Here is a 16,547-nt window from a genome sequence, read left to right as displayed (position 1 = left end):
GCATGACGGCGGTTCACTCTTTCCCCGGCCGCTCCGGCGGCGAGGTGATGCGGCGCCTGCTGGCGCCGCTCGCCCACTACTACAGCGACGCGGCCACCGTCGAAATCCGCATGAACCGGCCGCACCAGGTGATCACCGAGCGGCGCGGCATCGGCAAGCAGGCCCACGAGGACGCCCGGCTCAACCGGGCGGCCATCGAGCGCATCGCCCGCTCGCTGGGCAACGCCAGCGGCACGGCCTTCGACGGCGAGGAGCACGTCAAGCTTTCCACCGTCCTGCCGGGCGGGCACCGCTTCGAGTGCCTCGTGGGTGCCAGCGTGCAGAGCGGGTTGAGCCTCGCCATCCGCTGCAAGCACCCGTTCAGCCCCACCTGGGAACAGTGGGGCGCGACGCCCTTCGTGCGCGACTACCTGACGGCGGCCGTGGCGCGCGATGCCAACCTCATCGTCTCGGGCGCCACCAACACCGGCAAGACGACGCTCCTGAACATGCTGCTGGCGACCCTGCCCGACGACCGGCGCGTGGTGGCGGTGGAGGATACACCGGAACTGCAGATCGGCCGGTTCTGGGACGGCAACGGCTTGCTGGCGGCGCGTGAGGCCAACACCGCGACCGGCATGGTGGGGTGGCGGGAACTCTACGACCACCTCATGCGCATCACCCCCGACCACATCCTGTTCGGCGAGATCTCGACGCAGAACGCCTTCGCGGCGCTGGCGGCGCTCAACAGCGGTGTCACCGGCTTCATGTGCACCATCCACGCCGAGAGCCCCGAGCAGGTGATCCACCGCAAGTTCACCCAGAACGTCGCCTGGGCCGGCGCGGTGATGCCCGACATCCCCGAGTACCTGACCGACCTCGTGGACGTGGTGGTGCAGATCAAGCGCACCCCCACCGGCTTCCGCCACATCACCGACATCTGGGAAGTGCGCGAGGGGCGGTACGTGTTCAAGGACGGGCGGGAGGTCAGTGGATGCTGATCGCGGCGCGCCTGACGCTGATCGCCCTGTTCGTCGGCGTGCTCGCCGCCATCCTGTGGCAGTGGCGGAACCTGGTCGGCTTCGACCCCAGCGACTCCCGCTGGTGGATCTGGCTGTGGCATGCCGGCACCCACCCCGCCGGCCTGCCAGCGGAGATGACGCGCGCGGCGTACCTCACCGCTGTCGGCGGCGTGGTCGGCATGGGGGCGCTCACTGCCCTCATGGTGCATGCGAGAAACCGCACCGCGCGCGGCGGCGTGGGGTCGGATGCGCTGCACGGCTCCGCCCGCTGGGCCACCGGCGCCGAGGTTCGTGAGGCCGGCCTCTTCGCCAAGGCCGGCGTCGTGGCGGGCGGCTGGAAGCGGTGGATCAGCAACCGCACCCTGCAGCACGATGGCCCCGAGCACGTCCTCTGCTTCGCCCCAACGCGGTCGGGCAAGGGCGTCAGCCTGATCCTCCCCACGCTCCTGTCGTCGTGGCGGCACTCCGTCCTGGTGCTCGACATCAAGGGCGAGAACTACGCTCTGACCGCCGGCTGGCGGGCGTCCCTGGGCCACACGATCCTCAAGTTCGATCCCACGGCCGCCACCGGCTCCGCCCGCTTCAATCCCCTCGCCGAGATCCGCATCGGCACCGGCCGCGACATCGCCGACTGCCAGAACGTGGCGCTGATGATCGTCGACGGCGACGGCAAGGGCCTCAAGGACTACTGGATGAAGGAGGGCTGGGCTTGGCTGTCCACCGCGCTCCTTCACGTCCTCTATCGCATCCGGCGCGACGAGAACCGCACGGCCACGCTGGCCGACGTGAACGCCTTCCTCTCCGGCGTGGTCGATGACGACGACGACAGCGACGAAGGCGGCAGCTTCACGTCCCTTCTCGACGACATGATCGGCTTCGCCCACGGCGACCCCGTCATCGACGCCGAGGTGCAGCGCGGCGCCAACCGCATGAAGCTGAAGGCGCCGCAGGAACGCTCCGGCGTGCATTCCTCCGCCATCACCGGCATGGCCCTGTTCGCCGATCCGCTGGTGGCGGCCAATACCGCGGCGTCGGACTTCACCGTCGCCGATCTGATGCACGGCGCGGCGCCGGCCGCCCTCTACCTCATGGTGCCGCCGTCCGACATCGGCCGGGTGCGGCCGCTGCTGCGCATCATGATGACGCTGATCCTCTCGCGCCTGACCGAGAGCATGGCCTTCGCCGACGGCCGCAGCGTCGCCGGCTACCAGCACCGCCTGCTCCTGCTGCTCGACGAGTTCACCAGCATCGGCAAGCTGGAGATCGTCGAGAAGGCGCTCGCCTACATGGCCGGCTACGGCATCAAGGCCTTCCTCATCGTCCAGGACCTGGCGCAGCTCAACGAGGCCTATGGCCGCGACGAGGCCGTCACCGGCAACTGCCACGTCCGCATCGCCTTCGCCCCCAACAAGATCGAGACCGCCAAGGCGCTCTCCGACCTCGCCGGCAAGGCGACCATCGTGCAGCACCGCCGCTCGCGGTCGGGGCGCGTCGGCGAGATCGGCTCGGTGTCGGACTCCCTGCAGGAAACGGCCCGCCCCCTGCTCACCGCCGACGAGGCCATGCGCCTGCGCGGCATCCGCAAGGACCGCTTCGGCCGCGTCCGCCCCGGCGAGGTGCTCACCTTCGTCGCCGGCCATCCCGCCATCCGCGGCGTCCAGCGCCTCTACTTCCAGGACCGCGCCCTGCTCAAGCGGGCGCGCCTGGCGCCGCCGCCCGATCGGAAGGCCGGCGCATCCGTGTCGCCGCCGGCATCCCCTTCCCCCGCACCAGGAGACCAGACCCATGCAGCCTGATCCCGAGCCCGAGATCACCCAAGACGACTACCTAAAATCGGCCGCCGACGCTGTCGGCCGCGCCGCCGGCGACGGCCCCGTCGCCGTCGATCCCGACGTCGCCGACTTCATGGGCGCCTTCGAGGACGACGCCCTGAGCGAGGCCGAGGCGCTCGACAGCATCGTCGACTGGCTGGCCGACGGCGAGGAGGGCGCCGGCCATGGCTGACTACCGCGCCCAGGTGGCGGAAGAGATGATCCGCCAGATCGAAGCCGGCACCGCGCCCTGGCAGAAGCCGTGGCAGCCCGGCGTCATCCGCGCCCGGCCGTTCAATCCGGCCAGCGGCAAGGACTATCGCGGCATCAACAGCTGGTGGCTCGAGATGCAGGGCCGCGGCGATCCGCGCTGGCTCACCTACCGCCAGGCGACGGCGCTCGACGCCCAGGTCCGCAAGGGCGAGCGCGGCACCACCGTCGAATACTGGCAGTGGACGCGCCAGGTGCCCGAGGTCGACACCGACGGCAACGAGATCCTCGACGACGACGGCAAGCCGAAGCTGCAGACCGTGCGCCTCGACCGGCCGCGCGTCTTCTTCGCCCGCGTCTTCAACGCCGAACAGATCGACGGCCTGGCGCCGCTGGTGACGCCGGAACCGGCCTTCGAGCCTGTGGCGCGCGCCGAAGAGATCCTCGCCGCCGGCGGGGTCTCCATCACCCACGACCAGAGCGACCGCGCCTTCTATCGCCCGTCCACCGACCGCATCCACCTGCCGGCCAAGGCGGCCTTCGCCGAGGCCTACGAGTACTACGCCACGGCGCTGCACGAGCTGGGCCACGCCACCGGCCACCCGAGCCGGCTCGCCCGCACCTTCGGCCCCTTCGGGTCGCGCGACTACGCCGTCGAGGAGCTGCGCGCCGAAATGGCGAGCTTCCTGCTGACCACCGAAAGCGGCCTCGGCCACTACCCCGAGCGCCACGCCGGCTACGTCGAGAGCTGGCTGAAGGTGCTGCAGGACGACCGCAACCTGCTGTTCCGCGCCGCCCGCGACGCCGAAACCATCCGCTCCTGGGTGCTGGAGCCCGAGCGGCGCCAGGCCCTGGAGAGAGGAGCCGCCATGGAGAACGAAGCCGCCGCCAAGCCCACCTTCGAACCCGTAATCGCCCCGAGCCAGGCCTCCGAGCCGGCCATGGACGGCGCACCGCTGCCCTCACTCGCCGGCGCCACGGTCGATGTGCGCAACGGCATGGCGCAAGTCACCCGCGACGGCGTCACCACGACGCTGGGCGGTCCCGCCGCGGCCGTCCATTGGGCGCTGGAGACCGGCGCCTCGCCCGCCGACCTCACCGCGGTTCTCACCGCCGCCGGCCGGGATCAGAAGATGCCGGCGCTGGAGCGGCTTCCGGTGCCTGAGGGCCAGGCCGTTACCCTGGCCGGTCCCGGCCACCACACCGGCCCTGTCGTCGACATCGGCGCCCGCCATGCTCTCCAACAGGCCGAGAGCGGGCTGGTCCTGCACGATCTGGCCGCCCTGCGCTTCGATGGGGCTTCCATCGCCGCTCTGGTGCAGGCGCGGGAAGCCGGCGCCGCCGTCACCTTCGAGCACGCACCCGATGGGACGGTGACGCTGGAGGCCGACCGATCCGGCCTGGCCGCGTGGCTGTCCGCTGCGCCGGCACCGGTCCCCGAGGCAGCCGAACGTCACTATCTCGATGTGCCGTATCCTGAGCGTCACGCCGCCAAGGCAGCCGGCGCCCGCTGGGACAAGGCCGCGAAATCCTGGTACGTGCCCGAGGGCACCGATCCGGCCGCCTTCGCCAAGTGGGAGAAGGGAGCGGAAGCTCCGGCTCCGGCGCCGGCACCGGCACCCACGGCTGAGAAAGCGCCCGACAAGACCGAGCGCGTCTACCTCGCCGTGCCCTACCCCGAGCGCCACGCTGCCAAGGCCGCCGGCGCCCGCTGGGACCGCCATCGCAAGGCGTGGTACGTCGGCACCGACGCCGATCCCGCCGCCGTCGCGCGCTGGCAGGCCAAGGAGCCGGCCGTCACCACGGCTCCCGCCGTCGACCCGGTGAAGGAGTTCGCCGATGCCCTGCAGGCCCAGGGCCTGGTGGTGGACGGCGCGCCGGTGATGGACGGCCGCTGGCACCGCGCCGCCGTCGACGGCGACCGCAAAGGCGTGCAGAGCGGCAGCTACCGCGGCTTCCTCGACGGCGTCCCCAACGGCCAGATCATGAACTACAAGACGGGCAAGGAGGCGGTGAAGTGGGTCGCCACCGGCGCCACCGTCGATCCCACCGAGCGGGCCCAGATACAGGCCCAGGCCGCCGCCCGCGCCGTCCTGCGCGAAGCCGAACGCGCCGCCGCCGCCGACCGCGGCGCCCAGGTGGCGCGGGGCCTGCTGCGGGCCGGCAAGCCCTTCGAGGCCGGCACGCCGCATCCCTACCTGCAGCGCAAGGGCATCGTCCCGATGTCGCGGCTGCACCTCAAGGACGACACGCTGCTTGTCCCCATGGTCAATGCCGGCGGCGCCGTGCGCAACGTCCAATCCATCGCCGCCGACGGCGAGAAGCGCTACGTCGCCGGCGCCGAGAAGGTGGGGCTCTATCACCCCATCGACCCCGACGGCAGGCTCGGCGTCGGGCCGACGATCATCGCCGAGGGCTACGCCACGGCCGCCACCCTGCACACCGCGACGGGGCGGCCGACGGTGGTCGCCTTCGATGCCGGCAACCTGAAGGCGGTCGCCGAGGCCCTGCGCGCCAAGTATCCCGCGGCCGACCTCATCATCGCGGCCGACGACGACCACCACCTGGAAGCCCGGAACAAGCCCAACACCGGCATCGAGCGCGCGACCGCCGCCGCCGAGCTGGTGGGCGCCCGCCTGATCCGCCCGCCGCTCTCCGAGGCCGAGAAGGCCAAGGGCCGCACCGACTTCAACGACCTGGTCGCCGAGCGCGGCGCGGAGGCCGCCCATGCCACCATCCTGCAGGTGCTCGATGCGGCGCTGTCGCGTCCGCCGCTAAAGCCAGCGGTTGGGCAGGAGCAGGCCGAAGAGCAGGAAAAGGAGCCGCCGCGCCAGGAACTGCGCCGCCACAAGCCCCGCGCCCGCGCCGCCGGCATGGCGATGTGACTCATCGTCCGGCCGGGCCTGCGGTCCCGGCCGGGCCTGCCTGGGATGCCCGCATGACGCTCTGCCCCTCGTTCCCCCTGCGCCCCCGCCTGCGCCTGCCGGTCTGGGCCTCCGACACCGGGGCGACCTGCTGCCACGTCGCCGTCCTCGGCGCCGGCCGCATCGGCCTGACCGAGATCCCCATGCCACCTCTGACGGTGCGCCGCGACGGCGACCAGCTGGTCGCCCATGGTCCCGACGACGACGGTCGCCTTCAGGTGCGCCTGCCGGCGGCGCCGCTGATGGAGCTGTCGGTGCTGATCACCTGGACCCTGCCAGCGCAAGCGCTGCTGATCGAGCACGACATCGTCACAACCTTCCGCCCCGACGCCGGCGGCCAGACCTTCGGCCTCTCCGGCCTCGGCACCCTCGACCTCACCACCACCCCGCCGCCACCGGCAGGAAAAAGCACCCTGTTGCGGCTGGTCGAGCGGCGTGTGCTTCAGGCCGGAGCTTCAACAATTCACCCCCTGACGCCCGCCTCCCCGGCGGCTAAACTCCCCTCCGAAGGACACCACACCATGGGAGACCCACCATGCCGAAGAGCTACCTGAGCGACGCCGACAAGGCCGGTATGAGCGAGAACTGCGCCATCCTGGCGGAATCTCTTGCGGCCGGAAAAGCAGGCGACGAGGAAGCCGCGTGGCAATGGCTGGCGCTGGCAGAACTGCCGGCGCACTCGCTGATGTCGGCGAAGAAGCTGAATGGTGCGGACTGGGTTCGCGCCAAGGGATTGAGAACGGAAACGGCGGAGAAGGTCTATGGAAAAGACTGGCTTGATCGAGATCATTAAACGCCTCCAACTCCAGGAAGGTGGTTTCATGATGGAGCGTGGCCGAACCCCTCCGGCCGTGCGGCTCCAGGAGACCCGTGGAGACCTTCTTGAGCAGGTGAAGGTGGTCGGCAAGAGCGGCGACCTAGATTTGATCCTCACCGCCGAGCGTACTTTCCTCCAGAACGACCTCGACCGACACGCCAACAGCAAGGGCATGGCCGACAGTCTGGCCGCCGCCCTCGCCGAACTCGGCTCCGCCGAGCGGCACGTCCAGCTGGTGCGGGACCCGGCCGCCTACAAAGCCATCGACGAGACCTACAGCCTGCCGAAGAACCGCCTGCCCAAGGGCAACGCCGCCGGCGTCCCCCATGACGAGGCCCGCCAGTTCTTCAAGTCCCACGCCACCCGCCTGCTGAACCAGGACCGCTCCCGCCTCGATCCCGAGGAAAAGCAGCTCCTCGACCAGCGCAAGGCCAACATCCGGGCGGCCGAGAAGGTCTACACCGCCCTCCAGCGCGAGGCCCTCGGGCTGCCGCCGCCGGAGCGCCAGCGGAACAGGGCCCAGGCCGCCGGTATGTGAGGCGCGGCCGATGCCCTCCACCCTCCACCAGGTCAAGACCTACCTCAGCGACGACGAGCGCGCCCGCCTCGACGCCCTGGCCGCCCAGACCCGCCTCTCCCGCTCCGCGATCCTGCGCCGCCTCATCCTCGGCCAGCACCTGCCCGATCCCGCCCGCGCCGCCGGCTGGGAGCACATCCGCGACCTCATGGCCGCCAACGCCGACCTCGCCCGCCTCGGCAACCTGCTGAAGCTGGTGCTCGACCAGGCGCCCGAGGCCGAGATCCCCGCCAAGGTGACGACGCTCGCCGCCGACATCGCCGCCACCCAGGCCGAGCTGAAGGCCCTGGTGGTCGACCTGCGCCGCACCCTCCAGCCTCGCCGCCAGGCATGATCGCCAAGAAGATCGCCCGCCGGCCCGAGGTCGCCGACGACTTCACCCACCTCGCGGAGTACATCGCGGCCGCCCGCGAGGAGGGCGAGAAGCTCGACCGCTTCTGGATCGCCAACTGCGATGCCGGCACCGAGCTGGCCGACCTCGACGCCGCCCTCGCCGAGATCGAGGCGGTGCGCCACCTCAGCGCCCCGGCCGGCGACAAGACCTATCACCTGGTGGTCAGCGTGCGGCCCGACGACAGGGAGCGGCTGGACGGCACAGCACTCAAGGACATCGCCGCCACCTTCGCGGACGCCCTGGGCTTCGCCGAGCATCAGTACGTCGCCGGCAGCCACATCAACACCGACAACTTCCACCTCCACATCGCCTTCAACCGGGTCCACCCGCAGACGCTGAAGCTCCACGCGCCGTTCAAGGACTTCAAGGCCCTGGAGAAGGCGTCACGGGCGCTGGAGAAGAAGTACGGCCTCGCCATCGACCGCGGCATGTCCGACCCCAAGCCCGAGGCCACGCTGTCGCCCGGTGCGCGGGACTTCGAAGCCAACACTTGGCAGCAGAGCTTCCAGCGCCACGTGCTGGAACACCGCGACGAGATCCTGGACGAGCTGAAGACGGCGACCGACTGGCAGGACGTGCACAGCGTCCTCGCCCGCTACAACATCCGCCTGAAACCGCACGGCGCCGGCCTGGTGCTGACCGACCCGACCGGGCGCCAGACCATGAAGGCGAGCGCCTTGCACCGGTCCTGCGGCAAGACCGCCCTGGAGCGGCGGTTCGGGCGGTTTCAGGCGGCGCGGTTCGCGGATCAGAGTACTGGGGGCGACCGGCCGGCGAATGACGAACCGCCACCTGCCGCACCGGCCAACGATGGCGCGCCGGATGCGCCGCCAGCGCCTGACACGGCCCAGCCCACCCTACCGCCGGCGCCCCCGGTCAGCATCACCCACGTTGCCGGCGCGCCGGAGCCGCCGCGGGACGGCCTGAACCTGCCGCCCCTCCCGACGCCCCGGCCGGTGGCCCGCTACACGCCGCGCCCGCTGCTGCGCCGGCCCGGAATCGCGCCACTGTGGCGCGCCTACCTGGCCCAGCGCGGACGCAAGCGCCCGACGCTCGTGGGCAAGGTCGCCCGCAACTGGAAGGCCTTCCTCATGATGGAGGCGTACGACGACCCCTTCGCCTTCGTCGTCCTCATGGCGCACCAGGAGGCTCTGGCCGTTCTCCTCGGCGAGGCCGAACCGGCCCCGCCGAAGCCGGTGTCGCCTGAGATCTCCAGCATCCTCGCCCGCTGGCGCGCCGCCGGCCGTTGGCAGGACGCGCCCGCCTCGCCATGGCTGAAGGAAAGGACAAGGGTCAGCGCCGACACCCGCATCGACGAGGCCGGGAACCTGGTGATCCCCTTCCGGGAGGCGAGCGGCCTGCTCCAGGGCCTGCGCCTGCTCGACGGCGCCGGCCAACAGCTGGACATCGGCGCCGTCGGTGGTGCGACCATGCACGTGATCGACCCGCGCCGGCAGATCGGCCCCGGCGCCGCCATCGTCGTCACCACCGATTACGAGGCGGCCGTGGCGATCCGCCGCGCCACCCGCGCGCCGGTCGTGGTGGCGCCGAGCGAGGCCGACTTGCCGGCGGTGATCGCCGCCCTCGACCGGCAGCACGGCGGCATCCGCCCCATCCTGGCTGCCACCTCGCCCAAGGTGACGGTGCCGGTGTCCTGCCCGCGCATCCTGCTACCCGAGAAGCGGCCCGGCCACGTCCTGCGCTCCCTCTTCGCCGCCGAGCTGGGCGACCTCGCCATCGCCGCCTGGGACGCCACCACCGACTGGGCGACACCCAAGACCAGCCTTTGGCTGAAGGACAGGGGCGTGCCCGGCTTCGGCGTCCGCTCAACGACGGACGGCAGCATCGCCGTGCCGCTGCGCACCCTCGCCGGCCGCATCGAGGACGTGCTGCTCATCGACCAGGCCGGCGCCGGCCGGCGCATCGTGGGCGCCGACGCACCGAAGCCGCTGGTGCATGTGATCGACCCGCGCAACCGCCTCGGCAGCGGGCCGGTGGTGATCACCACCGGCTACGCCGAAGCCGCCGCCCTCCACCGCGCCACGGCGGCGCCGGTGGTGACGGCCGCCGACGCGGCCGACTGGCCCGCCATCGCCAAGGCGCTGAAGGACAAGCACCCCGAGGCCCGCATCGTCCTCGCCCTGCCGCCGGCACACGCCGCAGCGGCAGCCGAGCCGGCCGCCGAGCTGGGCTTAACGGTGGTCGCCGAGGACCTGGCGAACCGCACCCGACCGGAACACGCGAAGGACCTCCGCCGCCTGTTCGCCTCGTCGCTGGACGACCAGGTGTTCCTGCGCTGGGATGCCGCCCGCCCGGCCACCCGCGACGACATCGCCACCTACCCCTGGCTAGCCGCCGGCCGCATTATCGCCGCCGCCCGCATCGACGACGCCGGCGACATCCTCCTGCCGCTGCGCGACGCCGACCTCCGCCACGCCGGCCTGCTGGTCGTCGACGCCGAAGGCCGCGAGCGATGGCGCCTGGACGACCTTCCGGCCGACGCCGCGAAGTCCCTGATTCACGTCCTCGGCGGCTGGCTCGGTGGCAAGGACGGTGGCCCGCTGGTGGTGGCCGACAGCCTGCCGACAGCGCTCGCCCTCCACCGCGAGACCAAGGCGCCGGTGGTGCAGGCCGCCGGTGATCTGTCCGCCACCGTGGACGCCCTGCGAAAGCGCTTCCCGGAGCGGCGGGTGCTGGTCGCGGCGGCAGCGTCGGCGCCGCTTCCGGCAGCCGTGAAGGCCGTAACGCTGGCGTTGCCGGCCCGCGCCGATAACTCCGACCACCGCCGACAGGTCCAGGTCGCCGTGACGGCCGCTGGGCTGGAGCCGCGCGGCCTTCAGAACGGCCGAGCGAAGGGCGCCGGCCTCGACTGATCCACTTTCACCACCCGCATACGGAGATCCTCGCCATGACCACTGAGATCGTGTCCTTCGACTTCGAGGGCGCCGGTGTGCGCTGCCTGAGCATCGACGGTGAACCCTGGTTCATCGCCAAAGATGTCGCCGATGTGCTGGGCTACGCCGACACGGCCAAGGCGATCAAGGCGCACTGCAAGTGTTATCGTCCGGTGGGGGTGGGCGTTTCGCCCACCCTGGACCCTCAAACCAACGTGATTCCAGAGCGCGACCTGTACCGCCTGATCATGCGCTCCAAGCTGCCGGCGGCCGAGCGGTTCGAGGATTGGGTGGTGGGCGAGGTCCTGCCGGCGATCCGCAAGACCGGCCGCTACGAGCCGGCCGGCCAGCCGGCGCCGTCGGACCAGGCCTTCGACGTGCGCATCCCGTTCCAGCGCTACGAGCGCCTGCTTCAGGACCTGATCGCCAAGCAGGACCACATTGCCGCGCTGGAGCGGAAGCTGTCCAAGGTGGCCGGCCGGGACCTCTTCGTGAAGATGGCCCAGGCGATGCTGACGACCGGCCTGTCGGACGAGGACATCGCCCATACCATGGAAGACGTGCTGGGCTCCTATGCCCCGGAATGGGTGGCGTGGCAGCGGCGCAAGCTGGGAGAATCCTCCGCATCGTCGTGACCAGCCCCTCGCCGAGCGCCTCCAGAAGGCTCCCGCATCGCGGGCGGATCGCAAATGGCAGGCCTTTGTTGCAGCCCTAGCGCTTGCAAATGCGGCATGGGCAGGGAGTCGCTTACGCGCGAGGAACGCCCCCGGTGGCCTCATGCGGATCCGAGGATAACCTTATCTGGATCTGGATGTATCGACCGAACGGACGTGATCGGAGGCAGTGTCAGAGCACACGATAGCGATGAGCGGAACGCGACCATCCTGACTCGCGCCGAAGTGATCCTAAAAGGAGCTCATCGCAAGGGCAGGCTCACTCCGCCGCACGACGGCGAAGCTGACGCTGCAGCGAAGCCAGAGCGCCGGAGAGAATGGCGGCTTCCCGCGTGCGCCGGGACTCGGCCGGATAGACGTCCTCGCCGCGCGAGATCGCCACGGCACTTTCCGCCAAGCTCTGAAGAGGTCCTCCAACCGACCGTGCGTACCACAGCGCCAGGCCTGCAGCGACAAGGGACGCCACCAGCGCGGCAATACCCATGACCTGCAGCATCGTTTCGCTCCGCGACGCCAGCGCGCTGACCGGGATGCGAACGACCAACGACCAATCGAAGGGCGGTAGGTCCTTGTAGGTCAGCTTGGGCAGGACATATGTCATGTAGGCCGCGCCGTCGGGCCAGGTCTCGACGAACGGCCGGCGCGCGCCTGCCATGGCGGCACGAATACTCGCGGTATCGATGGTAGCCTCAGCGGGACCGGACGACGCGATGACCACGGCTCCGTCTCCGGTGATCATGAAGGCGTCGATGTCCAGAGCCGCGGCCGTCTCGCGAACGAACTCCGCCACCTCCGCCAATCCGACATGGGCGCCAACCACGCCCACCACTTGCCGACGGTCGTTGGTCACGGGAACGGCGAGGTCCAGCAAGCGCACCGGGCTGCCGTCGGCATTGGCCGGCAGGAGGGGCGCCAGGAGCTTCGCTTCGTGCGGATTTCCGGCAAAGGGTCCCTCCAGGCCCTGCCGGAACCAAGGCCTTCCCGCCACGTCGGCGCCATCCAGCAGCCCACCGGACGCCGCTCGGACCCGTCCGTCCAGGCCGGCATAGCCTGCCCACGCGACCCAGCGTTCTCCCTCCGTCAGAGCCGTGAGGCGCGTCGCCAGTTCGTCGGGCGGCAGGGTCGAATAGTCACTGCCGATGGCTTGAAGATCCGTCCATGTCTGGTGAAGCGCGCGCATCAGCACCAGTGCCAGCCCCTGCCCTCGCGCCTGCGTCGCTGTGGCGAGCGTGTCGTGGTTCACCGTACCCAAGTGCCGGTAGGCGCCGACGCCGAGGATGACCATGACCAGCGCGACACTCATCAACGAATAGCGGATGATCGAGGACGCGAGGGCCGGCGCGCGAACAGATAGGGGCTCCATCCTTGTTCCTCTCGTCGTCTGAAGGACCGTTAGGGGCGCCCGGATCGCAGGCGAATGACGAAATCTTTGAAGACGCTCGTCGAACTCGACTTCACGACACCAGGCGCCGATCCAGTGCCGTAGAGATGGCGCAGGATCGCCGTCCGTTGAGCCTGATCCGGCTGCAGGGAGGCGCGAATGCCGCCTTCGTCGACGGCGGCGACGACACCCGGTACCACGCCGATGCGTTCGATCGACACCCGTAGTGGCTCGCCGACGCGCCCCACGATCCCGCGCAAGCGGGCTCCGTCTGGTGTCAGGCCGCGCATCCACACGACGTGCTGCTCACCCCCGATCTCGACACCGACCCGGTCAGGCAAGTCGACGAGATGGCGCTCGCTGCGCGGCAGTTCGACGCACGCCATCATGACGAGGGCCAGCACGAGCAGGTTGACCAGCGTCCAAAACAGAATCACCGCCTTTCCGTCGCCTGCGTCAGCAAAAGCGAAGCTGGGCGAGAACAGGCCGATGAGAAGGCCGCCGGCGGTCAGAGAGAACAGCACCATGAACGGCCGCATCAACGTCCACTGAACAACCGTGCGGGTTCGGTCACCGCCCTTCGCCGTCACCTTGAAGGGGTGGCCATGCGGCCGGACGAGGCCGATGGCTGCCGCTCGCATTATGGGAAAGGCCCCCAGAAGCTGGCTAACGTCGTGGACCAGCGGAACGATGAGACCGCCGGAAATGAAGTTCATCGTGCCTAGGACAAAGACGAAGTAGACGCCGAAGTAGGTGAGGACATCAGGAACGTCGGCATTCACGACGATGATGTTGAAGTACCAATACAAAATCGGATAAACGAGAGCTGCCACGCGGAAAGGGAAGCTCAAGGTCCAATAGAGCATCGCGTCCACCATGCTCCAGCGGTCCGCCAACGACAGCGCGTTGGGGCGGAAGGGACCGAGCCGCCCGCGGAGAATTTGCATTTGCCCCAGGCACCACCGAGCACGCTGGGTGACGTACTCCTTCAACCCCTCGGGCGCCAGGCCCTCGGTCACGGGCTCGGCGAGGTAGACGGTTCGGTAGCCCGCGTTCTTCAGAACCAGGGTGAGGAGAAAATCTTCCGTCACGCTGTCCGTCGGAAAGAGCCCCACGTCCGCGAGCGCCGACGTGCGGATCACCGACGACGTACCGCAGCAGACGGCGATACCCCAGGCATCCCGCGATGGCTGGAGATGATCGAAGAAGAAGCGCTGCTCGTCGGGATAAGAGCGCTGAAGGCCCAGGTTGTACTGGACCGGATCCGGATTGAAGAAATGCTGGGGCGTCTGCACGAGTCCGACGTCCTGCTCGTGAAAGAGCGCCAACGTTCGCGTCAGAAAGTCGCTGTGCGGCACGAAGTCGGCGTCCAGGACCGCCACGAAGTCCGGCGGTTCATCCTGCGCGAGGAGCATCCGGAGAGCGTGGTTGATGTTTCCGGCTTTGGCGTGGGTATTATCGGGGCGCATTACGTGTCGCGCGCCGTAAGCGGCCGCGAACTCCGACAGCCATTCGCGACGCCCATCGTCGAGAACGTAGACGTCCACGTCGGGGTAATCGAGCGCACTGGCCCCTGCCAGCGTGCGCTCCAGGATCGAGCGATCCTCGTTATATGTCGCAATCAGCACTGCCACTTTTGGCGCCCGGCGGGGCGACCACCATTGCGCATGGGCATCGGCTTCCGCGCTGCGCGACTTGGTCCGAGACAGGATGAGAAAGGCGCTAAGCGACGACAGAAGGGCGCCGCACTCGAACAGGAAGAAGCTCCAACTCGCGACGCAATCCCATGTCGCGCCGAACGGCGCGAGCGTCTCGGTCGCCCGCCACGCGATGTAGCGAAGTGCAAAAAAGCTCGCCAGCCCGAACATGACAACTCGGTGGGCATTCCGTTCCGGACGCAGGATCGTGGTAAAGACGACCACCATCGCCGCGGCGACCACAAGATGCACGAGGGCTGATTGCGTCTCCGTGAGAGCCAGCATCACGCACCGTCACCACCGATCCAGGCCCGCAGGCGGTCCAGCGGCCGGGCAGTGAAGAAGGCACGCCCGGTGCGGCCGATGGCGCATCCCAGTTCCTGATCGTCTCGCAAGGCTGGCAACAGCAGCGTCACGTCATAGCGCTCCAACTGCTTCTGCCCTGGCTTGACCGCCAGGTTCTCGTAGATCGTCGCGGCGCCGGACCCGGCGAGACGGGAAATGGTGCCCTCGAAGGCCACGTCAGACCCTCGTAAGCGGAACGTGGCTGGATCTCCGATGCGAAGATCGTTGTAGACACTTTCGGTGACGCTGAGCGTGACGATCACGGACTCGCAGTTCACCAGCCGCATTACGGGCTCGCCACGCTGCACTCTCTCGCCGTCGCCGGCCGGAATCTGCCACAGCCGCCCATTGACGTTGGCCGCTATCTCCGAACCGGAAAAACGGGCAACTCGGCGCTGTTCTGCGGCGATGCGATCCGTGAGGGCGGCGATCCGCTCCGTCACCTCCGCGAGTTGCGCCTCGAGTTCCTGCCGCCGCAGGAACAACTCTTCGACACGCTGCTCCGAGTAGGGCGCGTCGTTGTAGCTGTCACCTAGGAAAGTGCCGTTGCGCGCGGCTTCCAGCTGGATGTTGGAGACGCTGAGTTCGTTCTGCGCCTGCTCCAGTGTTCTCTCTGCCACACGGGCATCCGCACGGGCGCTTTCGAGGGCGGCTGCGGTCTGGTAGCCACGCCCCGACAGGTCCTCCGCCCGCCGCAGCGTGCCGCGCGCCTCTTCCAGGCGAGCCTTGGCCGCTTCGGCCCTGGCTCCCGCGGCGGCCACCTCCGCTTCCAACTGGCGGATGCGCTCGTTCCGATAGCGGTCCGACCGCTTCGTCAGCCCGTCCACCGACTGGTTGATCGCCGAGATCTGCTCGCTTAGACGCGTCCGCTCGCTCTGGGCGAGGCTGCGTTCTAGGCTCAGGTCGTCGAGCCGTATGGTGTCGACCAGGGGATCCTGTATCGAGCCGAGCTGCTCGCCGCGGCGTACCAGCGCGCCAAGTGGCCGGTCGGCGAGCGTCAGCTGCCCGGCCACCGGCGCGGTCACGGTCGTGAGGCGGGCGTTGATGACTGCGTCCGTACTGGCTCCGGAAAGTTGCTCCCCGATGATGACGAAGGAGCCCAACACCACGATGGAGCCGGCTACCACCAGTTTGACGATCCGCATGAAGGGCACTCACATACCGTAGTGGACCAGTAGGGCTTAATGGTTACCCCTTAGGGACCGGAGTGCAACAGTGCGCCTGCATGCCGTCACGCCGGATCCGTCGCCTCCTTTTCGGCCAGTCGCGCCAGCAGAAGAAGAGTTCCCGAATAGTACCCGTCGCGTTCCGTCAGACACGGGAACTGCGCCGGCCGCCCTTCAAACCGGGCTCGAACGAGTTCGGCCACTGCCGCCATCCCCGTCGGAGCCGGTGCCCCGCCTTCCCCACCGCCGATCAGATCGGTCCAAGCGGGTATCGGGTCACGGCTCCAGTGACGCACGAAGGGAGCGAGGAGGACGTCTGTTTCTCGCCCACCCCACACGAGGTAGAGCGGGATCCGGATGGCATCGTAGCCGAAGCGGGATGAATAATCCGTTGCGATGGACAGTCCCCGCGTGAGGTCGAGCCAGTCCGGCGGCAAGTCTGGACCGAACCGCGCGTTGCGGAGCAGATCGAGGCCGCTCCCACCCAAGCGCGACCAAATTCCGTCCTGGGTGAGGCTCGCCAGCGCGTCGAGCGCCGGCCAAACCCAGTACGACAGGTTTGCGATCCGCCGATCAGGAAACTGAAAGCCGGAGAGCCCGGGCCGCAGCACCAGGCCGAAAGGCTCCTCGACGATAAGGAGGCGGGCAATGGCACT

14 protein-coding genes are annotated in these 16,547 nt (G+C 69.3%); 10 read left to right on the top strand and 4 right to left on the bottom strand.

Going from position 1 to position 16,547, the window contains the following annotated elements; genetic code table 11:
- Positions 1–2: 2 nt before the first annotated feature.
- The 10 genes from CRP50_RS17205 to CRP50_RS17160 are packed head-to-tail and all read left to right on the top strand — an operon-like array spanning position 3 to position 11,263.
- Complete coding sequence (locus tag CRP50_RS17205) at positions 3–980, top strand: ATPase, T2SS/T4P/T4SS family (protein WP_097280423.1); 978 nt, start codon at positions 3–5, stop codon at positions 978–980.
- On the top strand, positions 974–2,797 hold the full coding sequence (locus tag CRP50_RS17200; protein WP_097280422.1) for a type IV secretory system conjugative DNA transfer family protein: 1,824 nt from the start codon (positions 974–976) through the stop codon (positions 2,795–2,797). The genes CRP50_RS17205 and CRP50_RS17200 overlap by 7 nt, the downstream gene beginning before the upstream one ends.
- Positions 2,787–3,005, top strand: coding sequence for a hypothetical protein (locus CRP50_RS17195; protein WP_097280421.1), 219 nt, complete (start codon positions 2,787–2,789; stop codon positions 3,003–3,005). Before CRP50_RS17200 ends, CRP50_RS17195 begins: the two co-directional genes overlap by 11 nt.
- Positions 2,998–5,907, top strand: a complete 2,910-nt coding sequence (locus CRP50_RS17190) for a zincin-like metallopeptidase domain-containing protein (protein ID WP_097280420.1) — start codon at positions 2,998–3,000, stop codon at positions 5,905–5,907. The genes CRP50_RS17195 and CRP50_RS17190 overlap by 8 nt, the downstream gene beginning before the upstream one ends.
- A 53-nt stretch (positions 5,908–5,960) precedes the next feature.
- Complete coding sequence (locus tag CRP50_RS17185; protein ID WP_097280419.1) at positions 5,961–6,500, top strand: hypothetical protein; 540 nt, start codon at positions 5,961–5,963, stop codon at positions 6,498–6,500.
- The gene (locus CRP50_RS17180) at positions 6,482–6,739 is read left to right on the top strand and encodes a hypothetical protein (RefSeq protein ID WP_097280418.1); all 258 of its coding nucleotides are present in this window, start codon (positions 6,482–6,484) and stop codon (positions 6,737–6,739) included. The genes CRP50_RS17185 and CRP50_RS17180 overlap by 19 nt, the downstream gene beginning before the upstream one ends.
- Before the next feature lie 28 nt (positions 6,740–6,767).
- Complete coding sequence (locus tag CRP50_RS17175; protein WP_217992071.1) at positions 6,768–7,301, top strand: hypothetical protein; 534 nt, start codon at positions 6,768–6,770, stop codon at positions 7,299–7,301.
- A gap of 10 nt (positions 7,302–7,311) precedes the next feature.
- Positions 7,312–7,674 (top strand): plasmid mobilization protein, encoded by a 363-nt coding sequence (locus CRP50_RS17170; RefSeq protein WP_097280417.1) that lies wholly within the window; start codon positions 7,312–7,314, stop codon positions 7,672–7,674.
- Entirely contained in the window at positions 7,671–10,607 is a 2,937-nt protein-coding gene (gene traI / locus CRP50_RS25820) for a TraI/MobA(P) family conjugative relaxase (protein WP_097280416.1), read from the top strand. Before CRP50_RS17170 ends, traI begins: the two co-directional genes overlap by 4 nt.
- 35 nt (positions 10,608–10,642) lie before the next feature.
- Complete coding sequence (locus tag CRP50_RS17160) at positions 10,643–11,263, top strand: Bro-N domain-containing protein (protein WP_097280415.1); 621 nt, start codon at positions 10,643–10,645, stop codon at positions 11,261–11,263.
- 298 nt (positions 11,264–11,561) lie between these two features.
- Here the strand turns inward: CRP50_RS17160 and CRP50_RS17155 are convergent, their stop codons facing one another.
- The 4 genes from CRP50_RS17155 to CRP50_RS17140 form a co-directional block, all read right to left on the bottom strand.
- Complete coding sequence (locus CRP50_RS17155; RefSeq protein ID WP_097280414.1) at positions 11,562–12,665, bottom strand: cache domain-containing protein; 1,104 nt, start codon at positions 12,663–12,665, stop codon at positions 11,562–11,564.
- Between the two features lie 29 nt (positions 12,666–12,694).
- Positions 12,695–14,665, bottom strand: coding sequence for a glycosyltransferase (locus tag CRP50_RS17150; RefSeq protein WP_097280413.1), 1,971 nt, complete (start codon positions 14,663–14,665; stop codon positions 12,695–12,697).
- Positions 14,665–15,870: an HlyD family secretion protein gene (locus CRP50_RS17145; RefSeq protein ID WP_097280412.1), complete on the bottom strand. Its 1,206-nt coding sequence runs from the start codon at positions 15,868–15,870 to the stop codon at positions 14,665–14,667. Before CRP50_RS17145 ends, CRP50_RS17150 begins: the two co-directional genes overlap by 1 nt.
- A gap of 86 nt (positions 15,871–15,956) precedes the next feature.
- Positions 15,957–16,547, bottom strand: a 591-nt coding sequence (locus tag CRP50_RS17140; protein ID WP_245913512.1) for a glycosyl hydrolase family 8, incomplete at its 5' end; no start/stop codon positions are given.

This window comes from Caenispirillum bisanense (genome assembly GCF_900230255.1).
GTDB classification, from domain to species: Bacteria; Pseudomonadota; Alphaproteobacteria; order Rhodospirillales; family Rhodospirillaceae; genus Caenispirillum; species Caenispirillum bisanense_A.
This window is presented reverse-complemented; position numbering and strand designations above follow the sequence as displayed.

What these genes read in the sequence shown, in the direction of transcription:
- CRP50_RS17205 (WP_097280423.1), top strand. Translation starts at nt 3, where the DNA reads ATGACGGCGGTTCACTCTTTCCCCGGCCGCTCCGGCGGCGAGGTGATG.
- CRP50_RS17200 (WP_097280422.1), top strand. Translation starts at nt 974, where the DNA reads ATGCTGATCGCGGCGCGCCTGACGCTGATCGCCCTGTTCGTCGGCGTG.
- CRP50_RS17195 (WP_097280421.1), top strand. Translation starts at nt 2,787, where the DNA reads ATGCAGCCTGATCCCGAGCCCGAGATCACCCAAGACGACTACCTAAAA.
- CRP50_RS17190 (WP_097280420.1), top strand. Translation starts at nt 2,998, where the DNA reads ATGGCTGACTACCGCGCCCAGGTGGCGGAAGAGATGATCCGCCAGATC.
- CRP50_RS17185 (WP_097280419.1), top strand. Translation starts at nt 5,961, where the DNA reads ATGACGCTCTGCCCCTCGTTCCCCCTGCGCCCCCGCCTGCGCCTGCCG.
- CRP50_RS17180 (WP_097280418.1), top strand. Translation starts at nt 6,482, where the DNA reads ATGCCGAAGAGCTACCTGAGCGACGCCGACAAGGCCGGTATGAGCGAG.
- CRP50_RS17175 (WP_217992071.1), top strand. Translation starts at nt 6,768, where the DNA reads ATGATGGAGCGTGGCCGAACCCCTCCGGCCGTGCGGCTCCAGGAGACC.
- CRP50_RS17170 (WP_097280417.1), top strand. Translation starts at nt 7,312, where the DNA reads ATGCCCTCCACCCTCCACCAGGTCAAGACCTACCTCAGCGACGACGAG.
- traI (WP_097280416.1), top strand. Translation starts at nt 7,671, where the DNA reads ATGATCGCCAAGAAGATCGCCCGCCGGCCCGAGGTCGCCGACGACTTC.
- CRP50_RS17160 (WP_097280415.1), top strand. Translation starts at nt 10,643, where the DNA reads ATGACCACTGAGATCGTGTCCTTCGACTTCGAGGGCGCCGGTGTGCGC.
- CRP50_RS17155 (WP_097280414.1), bottom strand. Translation starts at nt 12,665, where the DNA reads ATGGAGCCCCTATCTGTTCGCGCGCCGGCCCTCGCGTCCTCGATCATC.
- CRP50_RS17150 (WP_097280413.1), bottom strand. Translation starts at nt 14,665, where the DNA reads ATGCTGGCTCTCACGGAGACGCAATCAGCCCTCGTGCATCTTGTGGTC.
- CRP50_RS17145 (WP_097280412.1), bottom strand. Translation starts at nt 15,870, where the DNA reads ATGCGGATCGTCAAACTGGTGGTAGCCGGCTCCATCGTGGTGTTGGGC.